The 23,286-nt window shown below is 73.3% G+C and carries 21 protein-coding genes and 1 pseudogene; 9 read left to right on the forward strand and 13 right to left on the reverse strand.

Features of this window, described 5'->3' with window-relative positions:
• Positions 1–21: 21 nt before the first annotated feature.
• From AB0J57_RS17850 to AB0J57_RS17875, 6 genes are all read right to left on the reverse strand, one after another.
• Positions 22–780, reverse strand: a complete 759-nt coding sequence (locus AB0J57_RS17850; RefSeq protein WP_366129143.1) for an endonuclease/exonuclease/phosphatase family protein — start codon at positions 778–780, stop codon at positions 22–24.
• 75 nt (positions 781–855) lie between these two features.
• Complete coding sequence (locus tag AB0J57_RS17855; RefSeq protein WP_366129144.1) at positions 856–1,797, reverse strand: ROK family glucokinase; 942 nt, start codon at positions 1,795–1,797, stop codon at positions 856–858.
• 50 nt (positions 1,798–1,847) lie between these two features.
• Positions 1,848–2,297, reverse strand: a complete 450-nt coding sequence (locus AB0J57_RS17860) for a DUF5304 domain-containing protein (RefSeq protein ID WP_366129145.1) — start codon at positions 2,295–2,297, stop codon at positions 1,848–1,850.
• A 49-nt stretch (positions 2,298–2,346) separates the two neighbouring features.
• On the reverse strand, positions 2,347–3,495 hold the full coding sequence (locus tag AB0J57_RS17865) for an ArsA-related P-loop ATPase (protein ID WP_366129146.1): 1,149 nt from the start codon (positions 3,493–3,495) through the stop codon (positions 2,347–2,349).
• Positions 3,496–3,524: 29 nt separating this feature from the next.
• Positions 3,525–3,977, reverse strand: coding sequence for an SRPBCC family protein (locus tag AB0J57_RS17870; protein WP_366129147.1), 453 nt, complete (start codon positions 3,975–3,977; stop codon positions 3,525–3,527).
• 64 nt (positions 3,978–4,041) lie between these two features.
• Entirely contained in the window at positions 4,042–4,809 is a 768-nt protein-coding gene (locus AB0J57_RS17875) for a metallophosphoesterase (protein ID WP_366129149.1), read from the reverse strand.
• Between the two features lie 257 nt (positions 4,810–5,066).
• On the opposite strand from AB0J57_RS17875, the gene AB0J57_RS17880 reads away from it, so the two are divergent.
• Positions 5,067–6,863, forward strand: coding sequence for an AMP-dependent synthetase/ligase (locus tag AB0J57_RS17880; RefSeq protein WP_366129150.1), 1,797 nt, complete (start codon positions 5,067–5,069; stop codon positions 6,861–6,863).
• Here AB0J57_RS17880 and AB0J57_RS17885 read toward each other — a convergent pair.
• Positions 6,851–8,446 (reverse strand): GMC oxidoreductase, encoded by a 1,596-nt coding sequence (locus AB0J57_RS17885; RefSeq protein WP_366129151.1) that lies wholly within the window; start codon positions 8,444–8,446, stop codon positions 6,851–6,853. The genes AB0J57_RS17880 and AB0J57_RS17885 overlap by 13 nt on opposite strands.
• A 476-nt stretch (positions 8,447–8,922) precedes the next feature.
• Positions 8,923–10,065 carry a glycosyltransferase family 4 protein gene (locus AB0J57_RS17890; RefSeq protein ID WP_366129152.1) on the reverse strand — a complete coding sequence of 381 codons (1,143 nt, stop codon included), beginning with the start codon at positions 10,063–10,065 and terminating at the stop codon, positions 8,923–8,925.
• An 89-nt stretch (positions 10,066–10,154) separates the two neighbouring features.
• Between AB0J57_RS17890 and AB0J57_RS17895 the strand changes: the two genes are divergently transcribed.
• A complete protein-coding gene (locus AB0J57_RS17895; RefSeq protein WP_366129153.1) occupies positions 10,155–11,450 on the forward strand; it encodes a glycosyltransferase family 87 protein in 1,296 nt (431 codons plus the stop codon).
• Here the strand turns inward: AB0J57_RS17895 and AB0J57_RS17900 are convergent.
• The 5 genes from AB0J57_RS17900 to AB0J57_RS17920 all read right to left on the reverse strand — a co-directional run bounded on the left by AB0J57_RS17900 (position 11,407) and on the right by AB0J57_RS17920 (position 16,827).
• A complete protein-coding gene (locus AB0J57_RS17900) occupies positions 11,407–12,528 on the reverse strand; it encodes a hypothetical protein (protein ID WP_366129154.1) in 1,122 nt (373 codons plus the stop codon). The two genes, AB0J57_RS17895 and AB0J57_RS17900, sit on opposite strands and share 44 nt — an antisense overlap.
• A 34-nt stretch (positions 12,529–12,562) precedes the next feature.
• Positions 12,563–13,594, reverse strand: a complete 1,032-nt coding sequence (locus tag AB0J57_RS17905; protein WP_366129155.1) for an NlpC/P60 family protein — start codon at positions 13,592–13,594, stop codon at positions 12,563–12,565.
• A 226-nt stretch (positions 13,595–13,820) separates the two neighbouring features.
• The gene (locus tag AB0J57_RS17910) at positions 13,821–14,846 is read right to left on the reverse strand and encodes an NlpC/P60 family protein (RefSeq protein WP_366129582.1); all 1,026 of its coding nucleotides are present in this window, start codon (positions 14,844–14,846) and stop codon (positions 13,821–13,823) included.
• A gap of 321 nt (positions 14,847–15,167) precedes the next feature.
• On the reverse strand, positions 15,168–16,532 hold the full coding sequence (locus AB0J57_RS17915) for an NYN domain-containing protein (RefSeq protein ID WP_366129156.1): 1,365 nt from the start codon (positions 16,530–16,532) through the stop codon (positions 15,168–15,170).
• Positions 16,533–16,584: 52 nt separating this feature from the next.
• A complete protein-coding gene (locus AB0J57_RS17920) occupies positions 16,585–16,827 on the reverse strand; it encodes a hypothetical protein (protein ID WP_126882978.1) in 243 nt (80 codons plus the stop codon).
• Between the two features lie 151 nt (positions 16,828–16,978).
• Here AB0J57_RS17920 and AB0J57_RS17925 point away from each other — a divergent pair, with 151 nt between their 5' ends.
• From AB0J57_RS17925 to AB0J57_RS17955, 7 genes and pseudogenes are all read left to right on the forward strand, one after another.
• Complete coding sequence (locus tag AB0J57_RS17925) at positions 16,979–17,677, forward strand: rhomboid family intramembrane serine protease (protein ID WP_366129157.1); 699 nt, start codon at positions 16,979–16,981, stop codon at positions 17,675–17,677.
• On the forward strand, positions 17,674–17,955 hold the full coding sequence (locus tag AB0J57_RS17930; RefSeq protein WP_073752170.1) for an Lrp/AsnC ligand binding domain-containing protein: 282 nt from the start codon (positions 17,674–17,676) through the stop codon (positions 17,953–17,955). Before AB0J57_RS17925 ends, AB0J57_RS17930 begins: the two co-directional genes overlap by 4 nt.
• 293 nt (positions 17,956–18,248) lie before the next feature.
• Entirely contained in the window at positions 18,249–18,614 is a 366-nt protein-coding gene (locus tag AB0J57_RS17935) for a small hydrophilic protein (RefSeq protein WP_366129158.1), read from the forward strand.
• Positions 18,577–20,025 carry an ATP-binding protein gene (locus AB0J57_RS17940; protein WP_366129159.1) on the forward strand — a complete coding sequence of 483 codons (1,449 nt, stop codon included), beginning with the start codon at positions 18,577–18,579 and terminating at the stop codon, positions 20,023–20,025. The genes AB0J57_RS17935 and AB0J57_RS17940 overlap by 38 nt, the downstream gene beginning before the upstream one ends.
• Complete coding sequence (locus tag AB0J57_RS17945; protein WP_366129160.1) at positions 20,022–20,681, forward strand: response regulator transcription factor; 660 nt, start codon at positions 20,022–20,024, stop codon at positions 20,679–20,681. Before AB0J57_RS17940 ends, AB0J57_RS17945 begins: the two co-directional genes overlap by 4 nt.
• Before the next feature lie 61 nt (positions 20,682–20,742).
• Entirely contained in the window at positions 20,743–22,173 is a 1,431-nt protein-coding gene (locus tag AB0J57_RS17950) for an SLC13 family permease (RefSeq protein WP_366129161.1), read from the forward strand.
• Positions 22,170–23,234, forward strand: a pseudogene (locus AB0J57_RS17955) (glycerate kinase); the annotation flags it as partial. The gene AB0J57_RS17950 and the pseudogene AB0J57_RS17955, both read left to right, overlap by 4 nt.
• Positions 23,235–23,286: the final 52 nt, after the last annotated feature.

The raw sequence follows: 23,286 nt of genomic DNA on the forward strand, positions 1-23,286 counted from the left end.
GGCGGCATGTCCCGGCGTCGTCTAGACCGCCGGGACCCGCAGCGCCGCCAGTACCGGGAGGTGGTCCGTGGCCGCCCGGAGATCGGCGTCCGTGAGGCCCGGCAGGTCCTGGGGGCGCGGGACGCCGCAGCCGAGCACCTCGATCCCCTTGGTGGCGAAGATCGCGTCGATCCGCTGGTGCGGGTCACCGGGGGTCGAGGTGTACTCGCCGCCCCAGGGCCGTACGGCCCAGCAGTCCTGGAGTTCGCCCGCCAGGCGCCGGAACGAGCACCCGCCGGGCCGCTCGTTGATGTCGCCGGCCGCGATGGCGTGCGGTACGTCGAGGGCGGCCAGCCGGTCCAGGAGCATGCCCGCCTGGGCGTACCGCTCCCGGGCCTGGAGGCTCAGGTGGCAGCTCAGCAGGCCGAGGCGGGCGCCTCCGATGCGTACGACCGCCGTCGCGAAGCCCCGCCGGTGCAGGCCGGGCGTGAGCGGCAGCAGCACGTCGTCCGTGCGCTCGACGGTCGCCCGCAGCGAGCACAGCAGCAGCGGCCCGGCCGCGGTCGCGCCCCCGCTCAGCACCAGCAGCTCGCTCTTCGCGGCGAGCCGGGCGGCGTGCTTGCGCCAGCGGAAGAAGCGGGGCGCCTCCTGGACGAAGACGAGATCCGGCGCGCAGGCCCGGATCACACGCGCCAGCGCGTCCTCGTCGTCCCGCATGGAGCGGATGTTGTAGCTGAGCACCCGGATCACGGCCGAACCGTCCGGCTCGGTGCGCGAGTTGGGCAGTTCGGTGATCGGCATACGAGCACGATATGACGGTGCCCGCCGCATCCGGGCGAGGACGCGGCGGGCACCGTCGTACGGAAAAGGGAGCCCTCAGCCCTGTCGGGCCAGGTCCGCCGCGCCGACCAGGCCGGCCTTGCCGCCGAGCCGGGCCGCGAGGACCTGGGCGTGCGGGCGGTACTGGCCGCCCACCAGCCAGCGGCGGAACGACTTGCGGATCGGCTCCAGGACCAGCTCGCCCTCGTCCGAGACGCCACCGCCCACGATGAACGCCGAGGGGTCGAACAGCGAGGCCAGGTCGGCCAGGCCCGCGCCGGCCCAGCGGGCCAGCTCCCGGAAGGAGTCCACGGCGACCGGGCAGCCCTGGCGGGCGGCGTCGCTGATGTGCTTGCCCTGGATGCCCTCGGGGGTGCCGTCCCCGAGGCCCAGCAGGATCGTGGCGTTCTCCGGGGTGGCGGCGGCGCGCTGCCTGGCGTACCGCACGAGGGCGCGCCCCGACGCGTACTGCTCCCAGCAGCCCTGGCTGCCGCAGCCGCACAGCAGACCGTCCGGGACGACCCGGATGTGGCCGAACTCGGCGGCCACGCCGAAGCGGCCGCGGCGCAGCTTGTTGCCGATGATGATGCCGCCGCCGAGGCCGGTGCCGAGGGTGATGCAGATGACGTCCTCGTGGCCCTTGCCCGCACCGAACTTGTACTCGCCCCAGGCCGCGGCGTTGGCGTCGTTCTCCACGACCACCGGCAGGCCCACGCGCTGTTCGACCTTGTCCTTCAGCGGCTCGTGCCGCCAGTGGATGTTCGGCGCGAAGAGGACCGTGGCGCGCTTGTCGTCGACGTACCCGGCGGCACCGATGCCGACCGCCTCGATGTCATGGCCCTTGCCGGCCTCGGAGACGGCGGCGCAGATCGCGTCGACGATGCCTTCGGCGGTCGGCGGGGTGGGCACCTTGTGGGTGTCGAGGATCGTGCCCTCTTCGTCGACCACTCCGGCCGCGATCTTCGTGCCGCCGATGTCGACGCCGATGGTGAGTCCCATGTGTCCCTCAGTTTTCGGTCGAGCCCCGCTACGGCCAACCGTACCCGGTGTCAGTCCAGGTCGATGTGCTCGGTCGGGCCGGGGCCGCCGTCGTCCTCCTTCCGGCCCGTGGGCGGGGTGTCCGGCCCGCGGGTCCAGCGGCGCTCCTGGCCCTCGACGGCGGAGCGGTAGGCGGCCAGCAGTTCGTGGCCGGCGGCCGCGAGGTGGTCGAAGACCTGCGGGTTGCGCTCGATCACCGGCTCGACGGCGGCCTTCGCCTGGCTGACGAACTGCTGTACGGCGCTCTGGGCACCCGTGCCGAGCAGCGGGGTGCGCAGTGAGGCGACCTTGTCGGCGACCGCGTCGACGAGCTTGCGCAGCTCCTCGGCGGCGGCGCCGGGCGGCGGGCTCTCGGTGCCGCGGCGGCGCGCCCTCTCGGCCGCCAGGTCCTCGGCGCAGGCCTTGGCCCAGGCGTCGGCGTCCCACGCGTCGGCGTCGGGATGCTGGGTGGCATCGCTCATGGCGTACTCCTGCGGCAGCGTGGCGTGAAACTCCCGAATACTCCCGACGTTACCGCGTGCGGGGCCACAAGTCCGGGTCGGGTGTGAAGCGGACGCTCAGCACCCCGTCCGCGAGGCCCGCCCCGGAGACGGTGCAGCGGCGCAGCACGGACGGCAGGGGAACGACTCGGCGGAACGGCCCGACCGTGAGCACCAGTTCGTCGCCGCGCCGGACGAGGCCGAGGTCGGGCTTGGCCGCGCCGGGCAGCGGGATGCGCCAGACCAGGACGCCGTCGGGGTCGCGCCGGTCCTCGACGGTCCACTCCGGTGCGGGGGCCGCGGCCGGGGCGGCGGGCGGCTCCAGCAGGGCGAGGTCGTCGGCGGTGCGGGGGTCGCGGCCGAGGTGCGGCAGCTCGTGCACCTGGTCGCCCAGGGCCTTGACGTGCGTCTGCTGCTGGGCGGCCAGGCCGGAGAGCCAGGGGTCGGGGGACTCGGTGGGCAGCGTCCGGTTGGCGGCGACCGGGTCCAGGGCGATGCGGTGCAGGGCAAGGCCCGCGCGGGCGGTGCGCAGGGCGCCGGCGGCGGCCGGGCCGGGCTCGGCGACCAGCCGGACGGTGGTCTCCGGGTCGTCGATCATGGCCTGGACGGCGGCGAGTTCGGTGTCCCAGCGGGCGGCGGTCTCGTACAGCCACTCGGCGGGCATCGGTACGCCGGCGAGCTGGGCCAGCATCGGGCGCAGCGCGCGGGCGGCCTGCCGCTCGGGCGGCAGCAGGCGGCGCAGGTAGCGGCGGAGCTGCTCGGGCAGGGCGAGCACGGCGACGGCGTCGGGGACGGGCGGCAGGTCGGCCACCACGAGGTCCCAGTCGCCGGCGGCGGCGTCCCGGAGGGCGCGCAGCAGGGCGAACCGGTCGCTGCCGGGCAGTTCGGTGAGCTCCTCGTCGGCGAGCGGAGTGGCGCCGAGCAGCCCGAGGGCGGTGGCGGCGCGCTCCTGGAAGGCGAGGATCTCGGCGCGGAAGTGGGCGCCGGAGTCGATACGGCGCACGACCGGCCGCCCACCGTCACCGTCGCCGGACGAGTCGTCGAACCAGCCGTCGGGCACCGCCGGGTCACCGGTGAGGAACAGGACCCGCTGCCCGCGCCGGGCCCCGCCGAGGGCGGTCGCGGCGGCGACGGTCGTACGCCCGGCGCCGCCGGGGCCGGTGACCAGGATGGTTCGCATGCCCGAGACGCTACCGGGACGTACCGGAGTCAGGAGGCGGCGGGGGTGGACTCCACGCGCTTCTTCAGGCCGGCCAGGGCGCGGTCGATGATGACCTTCTCGGCCTTCCGCTTGATCATGCCCAGCATGGGGATCTTGACGTCGACCGTGAGCCGGTACGTCACCTCGGTGCGGGTGCCGCCGGCGAGCGGGGTGAGGCGGTAGGAGCCGTCCAGGGCGCGGAGCATCTGGGACTTGACCAGCGTCCAGCTCACCTCGTTCTCGCCGGTCCAGGTGTACGCCAGGGTGTGGTCGTCCTTGATCGCGCCGGCGTCCAGTACCAGGCGGACCTTGGCGGCGCGGCCGGCGGCGTCCTTCTCCAGGACCTCCGTCTCCTTCACCTCGCCCGTCCACTCCGGGTAGCGGGCGAAGTCGGCGATCACTCCCATGACGTCGGCCGGTGCCGCCTCGATCTCAATGCTCGAGCTGGTGTGTTCCGCCATCGCCGTGGCTCCTCCAGTGCGGTACCGGGTTCCTGTGGGGTGAAGGCTATCGCGTGGGCGGCCGTCACCATTCCAGGGCCCATGGCCTCCCGGTCGCCGCGAAATGTCCCACGTTCACGCACTCGGTCGCGCCCACCCTCATCCGCCGCACCAGCGGCTGGTGGACGTGCCCGAACAGGGCGTACCGCGGCTTCGTCCGCCAGATCGCCGCGAGCAGGGCCGTGCTGCCGCGCTCGAAGCGCCGGGCCACCGTGTCGTACGTCAGTTCCGGCACCTCCGGCGGGATGTGCGAGCACAGCACGTCGACCTCGCCCAGGGCCTCGACCTTGGCCGCGTACTCCTCGTCGGAGATCTCGTACGGGGTCCGCATCGGGGTGCGCAGCCCGCCGCCCACGAAGCCGAAGACACGGCCGCCGAGCTCGACGCGCTGCCCGTCCAGGACGGTGGTGCCGGGGCCGGCGTACTCGTGCCAGAGGCCGGGGATGTCGACATTTCCGTACGTGGCGTACGTCGGCGTCGGGAAGGCCGCGAACATCGCGGCGTACTGGCGGCGCACCGCCGATTCGATGGCCGTCTCGCGGTCCACGTTCAGCTCCGCCCACAGCCCGCGGCCGAACTCCCGGGCCTCGTCGAAGCGGCGGGCGGTCCGCAGCTCCACGATCCGGTGCGCGTTCTCGACGCCGAAGAGGTCCGGGAAGATCCCCCGCGCGTGGTCGTGGTAGTCCAGGAAGAGCACCAGGTCACCGAGGCATATCAGGGCGTCGGCGCCCTCCCCCGCCGCGGCCAGGCCCTCGGCGTTCCCGTGCACGTCACTGACCACATGGACTCGCATGAGAACCAACCTTAGGCGGTCGGACCTGGGGTTACTTCCGAGTCGTCACAGGTGTGGACTACTGTGCGCGAAGCACCGCCAATTACATGTGACGCAGCGAACATCTGGCCAGCGCCCCTATCCGGAACCGAGTACTGGTGGGTAACGTCCGGGCAGTCCAGTCGTGCTCACCCCCACCGAGCACCTGCCCGATCTTGGACCGCAACCGGTGCATCACACAGAGCCGTGGCGCCGGCGCCCGATGAGGAGCAGCAGTTTTGCGCGAGTTCAGCCTTCCGGCCCTGTACGAGGTCCCCACGGACGGCAACCTGACGGATCTCATCCGCCGCAATGCCGCTCAGCACCCAGATGTCGCCGTGATGGGCCGCAAGGTGGCCGGCGTCTGGACGGACGTCACGGCGACCCAGTTCCTCGCCGAGGTCCGCGCCGCCGCCAAGGGTCTGATCGCCCAGGGCGTACGCCCGGGTGACCGGGTCGGCCTGATCTCCCGCACCCGCTACGAGTGGGTGCAGCTCGACTTCGCGATCTGGAGCGCGGGCGCGGTGACGGTGCCGGTCTACGAGACCAGCTCCCCCGAGCAGGTCCAGTGGATCCTGGGCGACTCGGGCGCGGTCGCGGTGATCGTGGAGAGCGAGTCGCACGCGGCGGCCGTGGAGTCCGTACGCGAGAACCTGCCGGCGCTGCGGCACGTCTGGCGCCTGGACAAGGGCGCCGTCGAGGAGCTGAACAGCCTCGGCGCCGACGTCTCGGAGGAGGCCGTCGACGAGGCCACGTCCACCGCCAAGGCGGACGACATCGCGACGATCGTCTACACCTCGGGCACCACGGGCCGCCCCAAGGGCTGTGTGCTGACGCACCGCAACTTCTTCGCCGAGTGCGGCAACGTCGTGGAGCGGCTCAAGCCGCTGTTCCGTACCGGCGAGTGCTCGGCGCTGCTGTTCCTCCCGGCCGCGCACGTCTTCGGGCGGCTCATCGAGGTGGGCTCCGTCCTGGCGCCGATCCGGCTCGGCTGCGTACCGGACATCAAGGAACTCACCGACGAGCTCGCCACCTTCAAGCCGACGCTGATCCTGGGCGTCCCGCGCGTCTTCGAGAAGGTGTACAACTCGGCGCGCGCCAAGGCGCAGGCGGAGGGCAAGGGCAAGATCTTCGACAAGGCCGCGCAGACGGCCATCGAGTACAGCCGCGCCACCTCCACCCCCGAGGGCCCGTCGCTGGGCCTGAAGCTGAAGCACTTCGTCTTCGACAAGCTCGTCTACAGCAAGCTCCGCACGGTCCTGGGCGGGCGCTGCCAGGCGGCCGTCTCGGGCGGCGCGCCGCTGGGCGAGCGGCTGGGCCACTTCTACCGGGGCATCGGGCTGACGGTCCTGGAGGGCTACGGCCTGACGGAGACGTGCGCGGCGACGGCGTTCAACCCGTACGACCGCCCCAAGATCGGCACGGTCGGGCAGCCGCTGCCGGGCTCGGTGGTCCGCATCGCCGACGACGGTGAAGTGCTCATCCACGGCGAGCACGTCTTCTCGGGCTACTGGCAGAACGAGTCGGCGACCGCCGAGGCGCTGGCCGACGGCTGGTTCCACACCGGTGACATCGGCACCCTGGACGAGGACGGCTACCTGGCCATCACGGGCCGCAAGAAGGAGATCCTGGTCACCGCGGGCGGCAAGAACGTCGCCCCCGCGGTGATCGAGGACCGCATCCGCGGCCACGCGCTGGTCGCGGAGTGCATGGTGGTCGGCGACGGCCGCCCGTTCGTGGGCGCGCTGGTCACCATCGACGAGGAGTTCCTGGGCCGTTGGGCCGCCGAGCACGGCAAGCCGGCCGGTTCGACGGCGGCGTCGCTGCGCGAGGACCCGGACCTGCTGGCCGAGGTGCAGCGGGCCGTGGACGACGGCAACGCGGCGGTCTCCAAGGCGGAATCGGTGCGGAAATTCCGCATTCTCACCTCCCAGTTCACGGAGGAGGCCGGGCACATCACGCCGTCGCTGAAGCTGAAGCGCAATGTGGTGGCCAAGGACTTCGCGGACGAGATCGAAGCGATCTACCGGGCGTAATCCTCCCCGATCACCCGGCTCATCGTCCTTTCGGCCAGGGCCGTGATCGTCACGAACGGATTGACACCGATGGAGCCCGGCACCAGGGCTCCATCGGTCACATACACACCGGGAGCCCCCCGCACCCGCCCGTAGTCATCGGTCGCTCTCCCCAGCACACACCCGCCCAGCGGGTGGTACGTGAAGTCGTCGGCGAAGGTCTTGTTGCCGCCGAAGAGGTCGTACCGATAAATCGTCGCGTTCCTGACGTTGATGCGGTCGAACAGCTTCTTCGCCGACGCGACCGACACCTGGCTCTGCTCCCGTCTCCAGTCCAGCCGCACCGAATCCGTCACCGGGTCGTACCGGAACGTTCCCCGCTCCGGGTTCCTGGTGATCGCCAGGTAGAGGCTCACCCAGTGCTCCAGCCCGGTCGGCAGCGGGGCGATCTCGGCGAACACCGCGTTCGCCGGGTCGTCGATGCCCATCACCGGCATGGTCGACTGGTCGGCCCCGACGGTGTCCCAGACGTGGTTGGCCCGTCCCGTCATGACGTTGCCGTTGGGTCCCCAGCCCTTACCCACCTCGGCGCTCAGGCCCGGCAGGGCGCCCGTCTCGCGGGCACGCAGCAGCAACTCGGTCGTCCCGAGGCTCCCAGCCCCGAGAAAGAGCCACCGGCAGCCGAACTCCCGAGTCTCGACGACCTTCCCGCCGACGTCGATCCGATCCGCGGTCACCACGTACGTCCCGTCCGGCTCCCTCCGTACGGCCCTGGCGCGGTGGAGCGTCTCGATGGCGACGTTGCCGGTGCCCAGGGCGGCGGCCAGGTACGTCCGGTCGAGGCTGCGCTTGCCGTGGTTGTTGCCGTAGATGACCTCGCCGGCGAGCGCCGACCTGGGTACGGCACCGGCCGCCTCGCGCGCCATGTACCCGAAGTCGTACACGCTCGGCACGAACGTGGTCCTCAGCCCCGCGTTCACCGCGTGCTTCCGCGACACCCGGCTGAAGCGGTACCACTCGGTGGCCTCGAACCAGGCGGGGTCGATCGTGTTGACGCCGAGCATGGCGTTGGCGCGCGGGAAGTACGTGCCGTACATCTCGCCCGCGTCGACGCCCGGGAACACCTCGGAGAAGTACCCCCGGTCCGGGGTAACGGCCATGCCGCCGTTGACGAGGGAGCCACCGCCCACCCCTCGCCCCACGTACACCGACATGTCGGCGTACCGCACCCGGTCGAGCACCCCCGGGTACGGGCTGATGTCCTTGTTGACGACGTCCAGCCACAGGAACGTGGCGAGCGGCGCCTCGGTACGGGCGCGGAACCACATGGACCGGTGGTCGGGCGCGCCGGTGGAGCAGAAGACCCGCCCGTCGGAGCCGGCGTTCTTCCACAGGGCGCCCATTTCGAGGACGGTGGTCCGGATTCCCGCCTCACCGAGGCGCAGTGCCGCGACGGCGCCTCCGTAGCCGGATCCGATGACCAGGGCGGGGCTGTACGCCCCCTGCGCGGCCGTCGCCCGGCCGATCCGGGTGAGGCCGAGCGCGGCGGCGGTCTGGAGGGCGCCGAGGCCGAGGAGGTGACGGCGCGTCAGTTTTGGTGTCATGGGCGGAGCATGTGCGGAACTTGGCGTTCCGCCCATAGGCGGCGCGGGCCCCAATTCCCGGGGGCTCCGCCCCCGGGCCCCTGACGGGGGAGCGTTGTCGTGGGGGCTGACGCCCCCACACCCCCCGCGGCGGCAGCTTCGCGCCGCCGGGACGGACCTCGCCTCCTGGCCTCCACGGCCCGCAGACGGGCGACGGCCGGGCGGGGCCGTGCAGGGTCGCCCCCGCAGAGGTTGGCGGCGACTGTTGGGCTCCCTTGACCGGCGCCCAAGGCCGCCGGCCTCGAGGAGGTGAGCCCGGAGGGGCCCCGCCCCACCCACCGGACAGGCGCCGCACCGGGGGCCACCGGGCCGGGCACCGCCCCAGTCCCGTTGTGCCCACCCTCTCCCAAGCTCTCGGCTTCGCTCGAGCAGGGGGAACCCCCATCGCCCTGCGGAACGACTGCCCACAACGGGGGAGCCCCGAGCCGGGCTCGCCGTCAGAGCAGCAGCTTCAGCCGCTCCGCCAGCAGGTCCCAGCGCCACCGCTCCTCGACCCACTCCCGGCCCCGCTCGCCCATGCGCCGGCGCAGCTCGGGGTCTTCCAGGAGGGTCACGAGGCGGTCGGCGGACTCCGTCGGGGACTCGCCCCGGACGACCCAGCCCGTCTCGCCGTCGAGCACGGCGTCCGGCGCGCCGCCGGAGTCGCCCGCGAGGACCGGGAGGCCGGTCGCCGAGGCCTCCAGGTACACGATGCCGAGGCCCTCGACGTCGAGGCCGCCGCGCCGGGTCCGGCAGGGCATGGCGAACACGTCACCGGCGCCGTAGTGGGCAGGGAGCTCCTCCCACGGCACCGCGCCCGTGAAGCGCACCGATTCCGCCACGCCCGTCTCGGCGGCGAGGCGGCGCAGGTCCTTCTCGTACGGCCCGCCGCCGACGATCAGCAGGACCGCGTCCGGCACCCGCGAAAGCACCGCGGGCATCGCCCTGATCAGCGTGTCCTGGCCCTTGCGAGGGACCAGCCGCGAGACGCACACCACCACCGGCCGCTCCGCCAGGCCCAGCCGCTCCCGGACCGCGTCCCCGCCCGACCCGGGGTGGAACGTCTTCTCGTCCACCCCGGGCGGAAGCTGGACCATCCGCCCGGCCGCCCCCGGCGTCAGCGCCGCCGCGATGCGCGAGCGCGTGTACTCGCCGAGGTACGTGATCGTGTCCGTGCCCTCGCCGATCCGCCGCAGCAGTTGCCGCGAGCCCGGCAACTGCGCCCACCCCGCCTCGTGGCCGTGCGTGGTCGCGACGATCCGCCGCGCGCCGGCCCGCCGCAGCGCGGGCGCCATGAGCCCCAGCGGGGCCGCGGCCCCGAACCACACCGACTCGCAGCCGTGCTCGCGCAGCAGTGCGACCGCCCGCGCGGTGACACGTGGTGTGGGCAACAGCATCGTCGTACGGTCCCGGACAACCTTGAACGGCTGTTCGGCGTCGAACAGGGCGGTCGCCTCGGCGCCCTCCCGGCCGCGCTTCCACGTGGAGGCGTAGACGACGATCCGTTCCGGATCGAGTCTGAGCGCCATGTTGTGCAGAAACGCCTGAATCCCGCCGGGTCTGGGCGGAAAGTCGTTGGTTACGATCAAGGTCTTGTGCATCGCATGCCGACAGTACCGAACGGCGCCGCTCCACCGCTCAGCACAGTCCCGCCCGGGCAATCCCCGGCACCGAGACCGAAGAGGTATGCATGAAGGGCCCCAGCGGCACCCGGCTCCCGCTCAAAGTCGTCGGCATATGGCTCCTGACCAGGACTCTCCTGCTACTGCTCGTCTTCAAGGTGTTCGTCCTGCCGGGGCCCGACATCACCACCGACGTCTCGGTGATCTACCAGGGCTGGTACGACGTGCTGCGCACTGGCACGTACCCCCTCAATGACGTGACCTGGCAGTACCCGCCGGCCGCCGCGCTCGCGATCCTCTCCCCCGGCCTGCTGCCCTTCCTGGACTACGCCTCCGCCTTCTTCCTCCTCGCCCTCGTCTGTGACGCGCTGGTCTTCGGGCTGCTCCTGTACGCGGCGCGGCGCCCCGGCAAGTGCATGTCGGGTGCCTGGGTGTGGGTCGCGGGCGTGCCGCTGCTCGGCCCGACCGCGTACGCGCGCTACGACCTGATGGTCACCGCCGTGGCCGTCGCCGCGCTGCTGGCCGGGGTCCGTCACCCGCGCGTGCTGGGCGCGCTGGCCGGGTTCGGCGCGCTGCTGAAGGTCTGGCCCGTGCTGCTGCTGGCCGGCACCTGGCGCGGCCGCGTCACCCGGCGCTCATGGACGGCCGCGGCGGTCACGGGGACCGCGGTGCTGCTGGCCTGCGTGGCGGCGATGCCGGGGGCGCTGGCGTTCCTCACGTTCCAGCGGGACCGGGGCACGGAGGTGGAGTCGCTGGGCTCGCTGGTCTTCCACGTGGCGCGGAACTTCGGCTGGGAGGGGCAGGTGCTGCTGAACTACGGCTCGGTCGAGTTCCTCGGCCCGTACGTGCCGGTCGTCTCGAAGGCCGCGCTCGCGCTGACGGTGGCGGCGTTCGGCTGGCTGCTGGTGTGGCGGGTGCGGGCGCGCGAGTTCGGTACGACGACGCCGGCCGACGCGGCGTTCGCGGCCGTGCTGCTGTTCACCACCACGAGCCGGGTGATCAGCCCGCAGTACATGATCTGGCTGGTCGGGCTGGCGGCCGTGTGCCTGGTCTTCCGCGCCAGCCGGATGGCCCGTCCCGCGAAGATGGTGCTGATCGCGACGGGTGTGACGATGCTGGAGTTCCCGATCTGGTTCACGCACATCGTGCACAGCGACCTGTGGGGCCTGGTGCTGCTGGGCGTACGCAACGGACTGCTCGTCGCCGCCACGATCGCCGCGTGCCGTGAGCTGTGGCGGCAGACGGTCACGGAGCCGCGCCTGCGCGAGCGCGAGCACGCCCCGGTCCCGGCGCAGGCCGCCGAGCCGCACCACCGGGGGGTCACCCCAACCGGTTCCGCAGGTAGTCCCGCCACTGCGCGGTGAAGGCCTCCGGGGTGGTCCCGAGCACCTCGGGCAGGGCCCGCTCCCAGCCCCGGGCCCCCGCCGCCCGGTAGAAGGCCCGCAGCTTCACCTCGCCCCACCGGTCGGCGATCAGCTCGCACGCCAGCCAGCCGCCCTCGTACGCGCGGGCCAGGGCCGCCGCGTCGGTGGCGAAGGAGAAGTCGCCGTCCGTCGGCAGGGCGGCCGGGGTGTCGCCCGCGCGGACGGCGTCCCGCAGCTCGGGCGCGGCCTGGGCGGGGGTGCGGGACGTGCCGCGGTAGGCCACCCAGTCGGCGAAGCCCTCCGAGAGCCACAGCCCGGTGGCCGCGGAGGTGTGCGCCCGGGTGGCGACGTGCGTGGTCTCGTGGGTGAGCACGAAGCCCTGCCCGAACTCGCCGAGCTTCGCGTACGCCTCCGGATTGACGATCACCCGGTCCGCCGGCCCGTCGGGCGCACCGCCCACCCGGCCGGTCGTGACCGCCGCGATGCCCCGGTACCCCGCCGCCGGCTCCCCCAGCAGCGCGCCCATCCGCTCCAGCGAGCCCGGCACCAGCACCACCACGCGCCGCGCCCAGAGCCCCTCCGGCCAGGCGGCCGACACCGCGGGCACCGCCCGGTCGGCGGCCGCCGCGACGGCCCGCAGCCGTGCCGCGTCCTGCCCGACGCCCAGGACCAGGCTGTGCTTGCCCCGTACGACGTCGATGTCGCCCTGCTCCCAGAGCTGCGGGGCGGCGCCCTTCGCGGGCCGGTCGGACGTCACGTACCAGCGGCCGTCCCGCCGCGCGAGCTCCAGCGCCCGCTCACCGGTCACGGTGCCGCTGTCGTACCCGGCGATGCGGTAGCGCAGCTCCGCCCGCGCGCTCGCCCGGTCCTCGCCGTGCCGCCGCACGTCCGTGACCCGGTAGGACCAGGCCCGCAGCGGCACGTCCGCCAGCTCGGCGGCACGCACCTCGGCGGCCCGCCGGTCCACCGCCGCCCGGACGCCGGCCGTGTCGGGCGCGGGCGCCGACCGGGGTGCCGTGCACCCGATGAGCAGGAGCAGGCCGAGCACCGCCCCCGCCGCACGTCTCCGGATCCGCATCCTCCGCATCGTACGGGGCACGGCCCGGCCGGCGTCAGACCCGGGTGACGGCCGAGACCGGCATCATGCCCACCGGGTCGTAGCGCACCGGCGCGCCCGGGTAGGGGGCGTGCACGACCTGGCCGTTGCCCATGTACATCCCGACGTGGCTGGCGTCGTCCCGGTAGGTCACCAGGTCGCCGGGGCGGGCCTCGGACAGCGGGACGTGCCGTCCGGCGTTGCGCTGGGCCTGCGAGGTGCGCGGGAGACCGACGCCCGCCTGCGCGTAGGACCACTGCATCAGCCCGGAACAGTCGAAGCCGGAGGGGCCGTTGGCGCCCCACACGTACGGCTTGCCGACGGCCGAGCGGGCCGCGGCGACGGCGGCGGCCGCCCGGCCCGACACGGCCTCGCCGCCGAGTGGCGGGAGGTCGTCGCGGCCGGAGCGGGAGGCGCGGCCGTAGGCGTCGCGCTCGTCGGAGGGGAGGGAGTTGAGCAGCGCCCGTGCCTCGGCGAGCTTGCGCTCGACCGTGCGCTTGTGGAGCGCCACGGCGGCCCGGCTGCGCTCCAGCTCGGCGAGCATCCGGGTGGCCTCGGCGCGCTGCTGGGCCAGGCCCCGCTGGGCGCGCCGGAGTTCGGCGAGGGCGCTCGCCTGCCGCTCGCTGACGCGGTCGAGGGCGGCGGCCTTGTCGAGGTAGCCGTCCGGGTCCTCCGAGAGCAGCAGTGCCAGCGCGGGGTCCATGCCGCCCGACCGGTACTGGGCACCCGCCACCAGGCCGAGCGCGCCGCGCATCCGGTTGATCCGCTCCTGGCCGCGCGCCACGCTGTCCTGCATCCGGCCCACCTGCTCGCGCAGCACGTCCGTGCGCTCGTCCGCCTTGTTGAACCCCTCGGTGGCCTTCTCGGCCTCCTCGTAGAGCCGGTCCACCTTGGCCCGGGTGACCTCCACCGGGGTGCCGGGCTCCGCGCTCGCGGGGGCGGCGCCGAACGCGGCGGCGGTGGCCGCCGCGGCGGAGAGGACAGTGACCTTCGCGCTCCGGGAGAGCCCCGGCGACGAGGATGACGAGGACCGGCGATGGGACGCCACGTACCGCGCTCCCTTCCGCTGCTGTGCAGTCTGTGCGGGCTGTTGCGCGCCAGACAGTAGCCGGGCGACTACGCACCGGCCAGCGACCGTACGGGCGTCGAACAACGGCGCCCCGCCCGAGACCACAAGGTCACCGGCGGGGCGGAGCGTCAGCTTGGAGGGCGGTAAACCACCCGATCGGGCGCGCGGTTCGGGCGCGTCAGACGTGCCGGGCGTACCGGAAGCGTCAGATGCGTACGCCGAACTGGAAGTCGCCGAGCCAGTCCATCGACTCGTAGCGGACGAAGGCGCCGGGCTTCGGGGCGTGCAGCACCGTGTTGTTGCCCGCGTACAGGCCCACGTGCGAAAGGCCGTTGAAGAAGACCAGGTCGCCGGGCTTGAGCTGGCTGCGGCCGATCTTCACGCCGTCGTTCTGCTGGGTGTAGGTGGTGCGGGTGAGGCTCACACCGGCCTGGCGGTACGCCCACTGGGTCAGGCCCGAGCAGTCGTAGGCGTTGGGGCCCTCGGCGCCGGAGATGTACGGCTTGCCGACCTGGGTGTCGGCGGCGGCGAGGGCGGCGGCGCCGCGCTGCGAGGCGGGCACCTCGTTGCCGAGGTCGACGCGGTCGCCGGCCTCGCGGCTGGCGCGCTGCTCCTCCTCCTGCATCTTCGCCCGCTCTTCGGCGGTCAGGGTGTTGAGCAGTTGCTGCGCCTCGGCGAGTTTGCCCTGGTAGGACTTCTTCTTCTCGGCGAGGGTCTTGCGCACGTCTTCGAGGCCGGCGAGCTTCGCGGTCGCCTCGGCCCGCTGCTGGGCCAGGGTGCGCTGTTTGGCCTGGATGGTCTCCAGTGCCTCGGCCTGCTTGGCGCTGATGGCGTCGACGGCGGACGCCTTGTCGAGGTAGCTGTCCGGGTCGGAGGAGAGCAGGAGCTGGAGCGCGGGGTCCATGCCGCCGGAGCGGTACTGGGCGGTGGCCACCGACCCGAGGCTGTCACGCAGCTCGTTGAGCTCCTGCTGGCCGCGCGCGACCTTGTCCTGGAGGGCGTCGACCTCCTTCTGGAGCTTGCCGCGCTGCTCGTCGGCGAGGTTGTACTGCTCGGTGGCTTCCTCGGCCTCGTGGTGGAGCTTGTCGACCTTGGCCTTGACCTCGCTCTTGCTCGGCTTGGGATCTGCCTGAGCGGCCTGGGAGGACAGGGCGACGGCAGCGGCGGCGGTCGCGGTGAGCACGGTCACGCGGGCGCGGCTCGGCTGCTTGGGACGACGGTGGGACGCCACGGAGGCGAGCTCCTTCTTCCTCATGCTGCCGCCTGCCGGGCATGGGGTCGGGGCCCCGGCTCCACGCATCGTGTCCGGCTCCCCCGCGAAACAGGCCGAACTGCACGGATTTAGGCGGTTCCTCCGCTGTCACTCCCGATGAGTGATCACCTGCGCGGAGGTTCGAGGCCAGACCCTAGTGACCATCTTGTGATCAGTTCAAATCCTCATGCGAAAAATCTCGCTCAGGGGCCACATTCTTTACACACAGCCCACGGTGCGTCATGGGCACTTGACGGTACGTTTCCCGAAACCGGGCATTGCGCCTATGAGTTACAAGCGTCACGAGACGCGCGAAAGGCGCTTCAGCAGCAAGGCGGACGCGACGGGCCTCGCGCCCGACTTCGCGACGCCGTCGGCGACTTCCCGGTCGGTGGAGACCACGACGACCGGCCGGCCCGGCGGTTCCGCCCGGACGAGCTGGCGGATCAGCTCGTCCGCCGTCACCCCCGGCTTGGAGAACAGCACCCGCACCCCGCGCGGCGGCGCGAGCAGCACCGGAGCGGCCAGCTCGGCGCCGTCGAAGACACAGGTGACCTCGGCGCCCGTGCGGGCGGCCAGCGCCGAAAGCCCGCCGAGCAGCCGCAGCCGCTGCTTCTCCAGCGGCATGGTCGGATAGCCGGTCTTGGTGACGTTGTAGCCGTCCACCACCAGATGGGCCTGCGGCAGCGCCAGCAGTTGGTCGAGCAGCGCCGGGTCGGTCTCCGACAGGGCGCGGGCCGCGATGTCCTTGGGCGACATCCGGCCCGGCTCGACCGCGTCGACGGTGTCCGCCGGGTGGACCGAGACGGGCGGCAGGGCCAGCTCGCGGCGCAGCCCCTGGGCCGACTCCAGGACGGTGTCCAGCAGCAGCCGCAGCCGCATGTCCTCCACCGAGCGCCCCTCGCGGGCGGCCCGGCGGCTCGCCTCCAGCGCGGCCTCCGCCTCGCCGAGGCGGGCCTTGAGGCGGCGCGTCTCGCTCTCCGCGGCGGAGACCTGGGCGGCCGCCTCGGCGCGTACCCCGTCGATGTCGGCCTGGCTGCGGCGCAGGGCCGCCTCGCCGCGCTTGACGTCGCTCTGGGCGCTGCGCAGCTTGCGCTGAAGCGATTCGGCTTCCTTGCGCGCGGCGTCCAGTTCCGCGCGCAGCCGCTCGGTCTCGGCCCTGGTCTGCGCGCGGGCCTCGGCCAGTTCGGCGCGCAGCCGCTCCAGCTCCCGCCGGCCGGCCTCGTCGGCGCGCTCGGCGTCGGCCCGCTGGGCCTCCTCGCCGGCGGCGGCGATCAGCTTGACCCAGCCGGCGGGGCGCAGCACATAGGCGGCCGCGGCCACGTCCACCGGGTCGGCGGCGGCCGGGGGCGAGCCGGCCTCGACCGCGCCGGCCAGCTCCGGCTGCCCCTCCTTGAGCCGCTCGCCGATCCGCTGCCGGAACAGCGGGTCGGCCTCCAGCGCGGCCGCCATCGCGTTGCCCGCGAACTTGGCCCGGCGGGACGGGGTGAACCGGGCGTACTGGCGCAACTGAGCGGGCAGTTCCGTGACCGTCAGGCCGCCGAAGGCGTCCGAGACGAGCGCGACGACGCGGCGCCGCACTCCCTCGGGCAGCGGGCGGTCGAGCGCCTCGGCGGCGCCACCGGCCGCACCGGCCGGCTCAGCGCCGCTGGCGGGCTGCTCCACTGTTCGTCACCCCACTACCCGTCCGTCTTGGCCCCCGGGCCGCTCCCGCTCCTCAGGAAGCCGCGCCCGGCCTGTCCACCAGCTCGATCTGGTCCACCGCGTTGCACCAACGGCAGCGGACCGACTCGATGGTCTCACTGACCACCTCGCGCTCCTCCACCGTGGGCTCGCCCGCGAGGTCCAGATGGACGTACTCCACGACCTTCGACGACCGCGTGACGTCGAAGCGCGTCAGATTGCCGCAGAGCGTGCAGCGCCAGCGGGTCGTCGCGGTCGGCAGGGGAACCGTCGTCATCGTGCCGTCCTCTTCCATGGTGCCGGGTGCGGGAGCCGCGGTGCGCCGTCGAACTGCGGGTGTACTGCCCGTAACCCTACGGCCTCGCGGGTACCCCTGTGCGCGGCGAGGCACCCTGTCCCGCTCCCTCCGTTTACGTCATGATCTGTCCATGATCGCTTGGCGCGGACCGACCGTGACGTACGCCGTGATCGGCGCCTGCTTCCTGATCTTCCTGATCAGCCCGGTGTCCGGGCTGAACACCTCGTACGGCACCGGCGACGCGCTCCTGGCCGCCCAGAGCACGTACTTCCACCGCTGGGGCATCGTCCCCACCGAGCTGCTGAGCGGCTCCCCGCGCGCGCTGCTCACCCCGCTGACCGCCCTGTTCGTCAGCGGCAGTTGGCTGCACCTGCTCGGCAACATGCTCTTCCTGTACGTGTTCGGCGCGATGGCCGAGGAACGGATGGGCCACCTGGAGTTCGGCCTCTTCTACGTGGGCTCGGGCTGCCTCGCCCTCTTCGCGTACTCGGTGGCGCACGCGCACTCGGACCAGACCCTGGTGGGCGCGTCGGGGGCGATCTCGGGGGTGCTCGGCGCGTTCCTCTACCTCTTCCCGAGGGCGCGGGTCACCAGCCTCTTCCCGTTCCTCTTCTTCCTGCCGCTGCGCTTCCCCGCGTGGATCGTGCTGCTCTTCTGGTTCGTCCTGCAATGGCTCGCCGCCCGGGACGCCGGCACCGGCCCGGGCGTGGCGTACCTGGCGCACGTGGTGGGGTTCTGCCTGGGCTTCCTGTACGCGTGGGGGCGGTTCCGGGGTGGGGCTAGAGTGAAGGCCCACCCAGCGGCCACCGAGGGAGAAGGACAGCCGTGATCACCGCGATCGTGCTCATCAAGACCAGCGTGGACCGCATCCCGGAGATCGCCGAGTCGATCGCCGCGCTGGAGAACGTCAGCGAGGTCTTCTCCGTCACGGGTACGTACGACCTGATCGCCATGGTCCGCGTGGCCAGGCACGACGACCTGGCGGACGTCATCCCCGGCCGGATCAGCAAGATCCCGGGCGTCGAGGCGACGGACACGCACGTGGCGTTCCGCACGTACTCCCAGCACGACCTGGAGGCCGCGTTCGCGATCGGCCTCGACGCGTAACGCCTCCCGGCGGGGGCCACGCAGCCGTGGCGTGCGGCCGGGTCACTCATCACCCGGACGGGTGACGTCCCGGGGCCCGTCGGGGGCGGCCCGCCGCCGGAGCGTGCCGTTGGGGCCGCTCCGGGGATCATGTCCCGGGCTCTCCCTCGCAAGCTCGGTCGTTTTCCGCCCGGAACACGACCCGCTGCGCGTCCCCCTTCGGGTGCCGGCCCCCGACGAACCCGTGCGGTTTATGAAGGAGCCTTCATCCGGCGCTCATTCACGCGTGGCCGACCCGCGCCCAGGATGGGGGCATGGCCTTCACCCATCGCATGGTGACGCTCGCCGCGGTCGTCGCCATCCCGCTCGGCATCGCCGCGACCAGCTACACGCTGACCGACACGCCCGAGGCGCCCAAGGTGCCGCCCGAGGTGGAGCTGGGCACCTCGCCCCGGCCCAGCGGGAGTCCGGAGCCGAGCCGGACGACGCCGGGGCCCGGCAGGACGGCGAGTGCCACGCCCACCGGCGTTCCCGTACCGAGCACGACGCGGCCCCCCGCGCCGAAGGACACGCCGCCCGCCCGGACCCTGCCCACCGACACCGTGGTGCCGGGGCCGCCGGCCACCGCGGGGGACGACGACGATGACGACCTGGGTGACGACATCGGTGACGAGAACTGACCGCCGCGTCTCCGCCCGGGTGCGGATCCTGCTCTGGCTGCTGCTGGTGATGGGCGTGGCGCTGGTCGCCGTCGCCATGACGACCCGGTCCATCCTGCTGCGCGACGTCGACCACCGGATCAGCCAGCTCCTCACCCAGGAGACCCGCGAGTTCGCCAACTTCGTCGACCAGGGCGTGGACCCCGACACCGGCGCCGAGTTCACGGAGCCGCGCCGCCTGCTGGAGGTGTTCCTCCAGCGCCAGTACTCCGACCCCGACGAGGAGCTGCTGGGCCTGACCCGGGGGGCGGGGGGCGTCCCGGCCGTGCTGCGCCAGCCCCGGGACACCAGCGGCGACGCCCTGCACCACGACCGGGACGCGCTCGCCCGGATCCTCGACTCCCCCGACCGCTCCGGCACCCTGCACCGCCCGCAGGGCGAGGTGCGGTGGGCCAAGGTGCCCATCCAGCCGGCGGGGCACGCCGCACCCGGCGCGTTCGTCGTCGCGTTCCACGCCGACAACGAGCAGGCCATCGCCGCCGAGGCGTTCCGCACCCAGCTCGCCATCTCGGGCATGGCCCTGCTGATGACGACCGGTATCGGCTGGGCCGTCGCCGGCCGCATCCTCGCCCCCGTGCGCCTGGTCCGCCGGGCCGCCGCGCAGCTCACCGAGCAGGACCTGACCCGCCGCATCCCCGTGCAGGGCCGCGACGACATCGCGCTGCTCGCCGAGACGTTCAACGCCATGCTGGACCGGCTGGAGGCGGCGTTCGCGGCGCAGCGCCAGTTCGTCGACGACGCCGGCCACGAGCTGCGCACGCCCATCACGATCGTGCGCGGGCACCTGGAGCTGATGGGCGACGACCCGGCCGAACAGGCGGAGACGATCCGGCTGGTCACCGACGAGCTGGACCGGATGAGCCGGATCGTGGAGGACCTGCTGCTCCTCGCCAAGGCGGAGCGCCCCGACTTCGTCACGCCCGAGCCGGTCCAGCTCGGCGAGCTGACCGCCGACGTGTTCGTGAAGGCGCGGGCGCTGGGCGAGCGCGAGTGGGTGCTGGAAGGGGTCGCCGACCGGGAGGCCGAGCTGGACCCGCAGCGCATCACCCAGGCGATGGTGCAGCTCGCGCAGAACGCCGTCCAGCACACCGTCCCCGGGCAGCGCATAGGGATCGGCTCGCGCGAGGCCGAGGGCCGGATCGAGCTGTACGTCGCCGACACCGGGCCCGGTGTGCGGGCCGAGGACGCCGCCGTGATCTTCGAGCGGTTCCGGCGGGGCACGGCCCGGCGCGGCACCCGCGCGGGCGGCGGCGCGGGGCTGGGGCTGTCCATCGTGAAGGCCATCGCCGAGGGCCACCGGGGCCGGGTGGAGCTGCGCCGTACCGAGGGCGGCGGCGCCACCTTCGTACTCGTACTGGAGGAGGACGAGTGAACCGCATTCTGATCGCCGAGGACGAGGAGCGGATCGCCTCCTTCGTCGAGAAGGGGCTGCGCGCCAACGCGTTCACCACGACCGTCGCCGCCGACGGCGACACCGCTCTCGACTACGCCGTCACCGGCGGGTTCGACCTGATGGTGCTGGACATCGGGCTGCCGGGCCGGGACGGCTTCACCGTGCTGCGGGAGCTGCGCGAGGCCCGCGTCACGCTGCCGGTCATCGTGCTGACCGCACGGGATTCGGTACGGGACACGGTGGCCGGCCTGGAGGGCGGGGCGGACGACTGGATGACCAAGCCGTTCCGGTTCGAGGAGCTGCTGGCACGGGTACGGCTCCGGCTGCGCACCGCCGCCCGCGCGCCGGAGGTGACGGTGCTGCGCAGCGGCGACCTCGGGCTGGACCTGCGCACCCGCCGGGCCCGCGCGGGGGACCGGACCGTCGACCTGACGGCGCGTGAATTCGTGCTGCTGGAGCTGTTCCTGCGCCATCCCGGCCAGGTGCTGTCGCGGGAGCAGATCCTGTCCCACGTCTGGGGGTACGACTTCGACCCCGGCTCGAACATCGTGGACGTGTACGTACGGAACCTGCGCAAGAAGCTGGGCGCGCAACGGCTGGAGACGGTGCGCGGCATGGGCTATCGCCTGCCGTAGATGAACTTTCCTTAACAAAGGGCTCATTGAGGACTCACGGCGCGTATCCAGACTGATCACCGTGACCCACTCCCTCAGCCGGGCGGCCTGGCTGGGCGGCGCGCTCGGTGTGTGCGCGCTGCTGGCCCTGCCGAACCGGTTCCCCGGACTCGGCGGCGAGGCGCGCCTGACCCTGGCCGTCTTCGTGCTCGCCACCATCGCCTGGATCGCCACCCCCGTCGACGACACGTACATCGCGCTGGGCGCGGGCCTGACGCTCACCGCGACCGGGGTGATCAGCAGCGAGACCCTCTTCGCCACGCTCGGCGACGAGACGATCTGGCTGCTGATCTGCGCGTTCGTGCTGGCGGCCGCGGTCACCCGGACGGGGCTCGCCGGGCGGGCGGCCGCGTTCCTGGTGAGCGGCGCCCGCACGGTGCGCCAGCTCGTCCACCTGACGACCGCCGCGCTGGTCGTGACGTCGTTCGCCGTCCCGGCGACCTCGGGGCGGGCCGCGCTGGCCCTGCCCGTGTTCCTGGCGCTGGCCGAAGTCCTGGCGGAGCGCAAGCGGCTGGTGGTGATGCTGGCGCTGCTGTTCCCGACGGTGGTGCTGCTGTCGGCCGTCGCCACGCTGATCGGCGCCGGGGCGCATCTGATCACCGTCAATGTGCTGTGGGAGCAGACCGGGCAGCGGCTGGGGTTCGTCCAGTGGCTGCTGCTGGGGCTGCCGCTGGCGATCGTGTCGTCCCATCTGGCCGCCGAGGCCGTACTGCTGACGACCACTTCGCGGGCCGACCGGAGCGAACCGGTGCACATCACCCCGGCCGACATCGAGGCGCACTCCCCCACGCCCGTCACGGGCCCGCTGTCCACCGCCGAGGCGCGCTGCGCGCTGCTGCTGGCCACGGTGGTGGTGCTGTGGTGCAGCGAGCCGGTGCACCGGGTGTCACCGGCGGTGGTCGCGCTGATCGGCGCGGTGGTGGCCGCGTCGCCTGCGCTGGGGACGGTACGGCTCAAGGACGGCCTGACGACCGTGCCCTGGCCGCTGCTGCTGTTCATGGCGGCGACGATGGCGATGGGCGTGGCGCTCGCCGATTCGGGCGCGGCGAAGTGGCTGGTGGCCGGGGTGCCGGTGCACGCGCCGCCATGGCTGTTCCTCACCGTCGTGGTGGTCGTCAGCACGGCGGCGCACCTGGTGCTCCAGTCCCGCTCGGCCCGCTCCTCGGTGCTCGTCCCGCTGGTGGTCGTGGCGGCGACCGCGGCGGGGGTCAACCCGGTGGCCGCCGCGCTCGCCTCGACGGCGGCGGCCGGGTTCTGCCACACGCTGCCCGCCTCCGCGAAGCCGGTGGCGCTGTTCTCCGACGTCCCCGACGGCGTGCCCACCTACACGCCGCGTGACCTGCTGCGGCTGTCGGCGGTGCTCGCCCCGCTCACGGCGGGCCTGGTCCTGCTGTTCGCCCTGACCGTCTGGCCGCTGCTCGGCGTGCCCGTCCTCCTGGAGACCCAGCCGTGAACGTTCCGTACCGCATCGCCGTCGCGCCCAGCGGCTTCAAGGAGTCCCTGTCCGCCCGGCAGGCCGCCGAGGCCATCGCCGAGGGGGTGGCGCGGGTCCTGCCGGACGCCGAGCTGGACCTGATCCCGCTGGTCGACGGCGGGGAGGGCACGGCGGAGGCGCTGGCCGCCGCGACGGGCGGGCACCTGGTGTCCCGGCCGGCCACCGGGCCGCTGGGCGACCCGGTCGACAGCCACTTCGCGCTCCTCGGGGACGGCTCGGCGGTCGTGGAGATGGCCGCCGTCGCGGGGCTGGCCCTCGTGCCGCCGGGCCGCCGCGACCCGGGCGCCACGACGACGTACGGGGTGGGCGAGCTGATCCGGGCCGCCCTGGACGCGGGCGCCCGGCGGGTCCTGGTCGGCTGCGGCGACTCGGGTACGTCGGACGGGGGCGCGGGCGCGCTCCAGGCGCTGGGCGTGCGGCTCCTGGACGCGAGCGGTGACGAACTTCCGTACGGCGGTTCCGCTTTGGCCCACCTGGCGGCCATCGACACGGGAAGGCTCGATCCGAGGCTGGCGGGCGCCGAGTTGCTGGTGGCGTGCAACCCGTACAACGTGCTGTGCGGCGAGCGGGGCGTGGCCCGGGTCTTCGGCCCCCAGAAGGGCGCCACCCCGGCGCAGTGCGAGGAGCTGTCGGCGGCGCTGGAGCACTGGTCGGCCGCGCTGGCGTCGGCGTTCGCCCCGGAGGTGGACCTGCGGTACGCGCCCGGCACGGGGGCGTCGGGCGGGCTGGGCGCCGGGCTCGCGGCGGTGGGCGCCCGACTGCTCCCGCGCTTCGAGGTGCTCCTCGACGGGCTGGACCTGGGCGCCCGGCTGGGCCACGCCGACCTGGTGATCACCGGCGAGGGCGCCCTGGACGCCCAGACCGTGCGCGGCAAGGTGCCGGGCGAGGTGGCGCGCCGGGCGCGGGAGGCGGGCGTGCCGGTGCTCGCGCTGGCCGGCACGCTGGGCGAGGGCGCCCGGGAGGCGGGGCTGGACGCCTACGAGTCGATCGCGCCCGGCCCCCTACCGCTGCCGGACGCCCTGGACCGCGCGGCCGAGCTGCTGGCGGACGCCGCCGAGCGGGCGCTGCGCA

This window comes from Streptomyces sp. NPDC049837, assembly GCF_040674455.1.
In the GTDB taxonomy this organism is placed as follows: Bacteria; Actinomycetota; Actinomycetes; order Streptomycetales; family Streptomycetaceae; genus Streptomyces.

What these genes read in the sequence shown, in the direction of transcription:
- AB0J57_RS17935 (WP_366129158.1), top strand. Translation starts at nt 18,249, where the DNA reads ATGGCCTTCACCCATCGCATGGTGACGCTCGCCGCGGTCGTCGCCATC.
- AB0J57_RS17925 (WP_366129157.1), top strand. Translation starts at nt 16,979, where the DNA reads ATGATCGCTTGGCGCGGACCGACCGTGACGTACGCCGTGATCGGCGCC.
- AB0J57_RS17860 (WP_366129145.1), bottom strand. Translation starts at nt 2,297, where the DNA reads ATGAGCGATGCCACCCAGCATCCCGACGCCGACGCGTGGGACGCCGAC.
- AB0J57_RS17940 (WP_366129159.1), top strand. Translation starts at nt 18,577, where the DNA reads ATGACGACCTGGGTGACGACATCGGTGACGAGAACTGACCGCCGCGTC.
- AB0J57_RS17850 (WP_366129143.1), bottom strand. Translation starts at nt 780, where the DNA reads ATGCCGATCACCGAACTGCCCAACTCGCGCACCGAGCCGGACGGTTCG.
- AB0J57_RS17855 (WP_366129144.1), bottom strand. Translation starts at nt 1,797, where the DNA reads ATGGGACTCACCATCGGCGTCGACATCGGCGGCACGAAGATCGCGGCC.
- AB0J57_RS17870 (WP_366129147.1), bottom strand. Translation starts at nt 3,977, where the DNA reads ATGGCGGAACACACCAGCTCGAGCATTGAGATCGAGGCGGCACCGGCC.
- AB0J57_RS17890 (WP_366129152.1), bottom strand. Translation starts at nt 10,065, where the DNA reads ATGCACAAGACCTTGATCGTAACCAACGACTTTCCGCCCAGACCCGGC.
- AB0J57_RS17900 (WP_366129154.1), bottom strand. Translation starts at nt 12,528, where the DNA reads ATGCGGATCCGGAGACGTGCGGCGGGGGCGGTGCTCGGCCTGCTCCTG.
- AB0J57_RS17895 (WP_366129153.1), top strand. Translation starts at nt 10,155, where the DNA reads ATGAAGGGCCCCAGCGGCACCCGGCTCCCGCTCAAAGTCGTCGGCATA.
- AB0J57_RS17885 (WP_366129151.1), bottom strand. Translation starts at nt 8,446, where the DNA reads ATGACACCAAAACTGACGCGCCGTCACCTCCTCGGCCTCGGCGCCCTC.
- AB0J57_RS17865 (WP_366129146.1), bottom strand. Translation starts at nt 3,495, where the DNA reads ATGCGAACCATCCTGGTCACCGGCCCCGGCGGCGCCGGGCGTACGACC.
- AB0J57_RS17920 (WP_126882978.1), bottom strand. Translation starts at nt 16,827, where the DNA reads ATGACGACGGTTCCCCTGCCGACCGCGACGACCCGCTGGCGCTGCACG.
- AB0J57_RS17875 (WP_366129149.1), bottom strand. Translation starts at nt 4,809, where the DNA reads ATGCGAGTCCATGTGGTCAGTGACGTGCACGGGAACGCCGAGGGCCTG.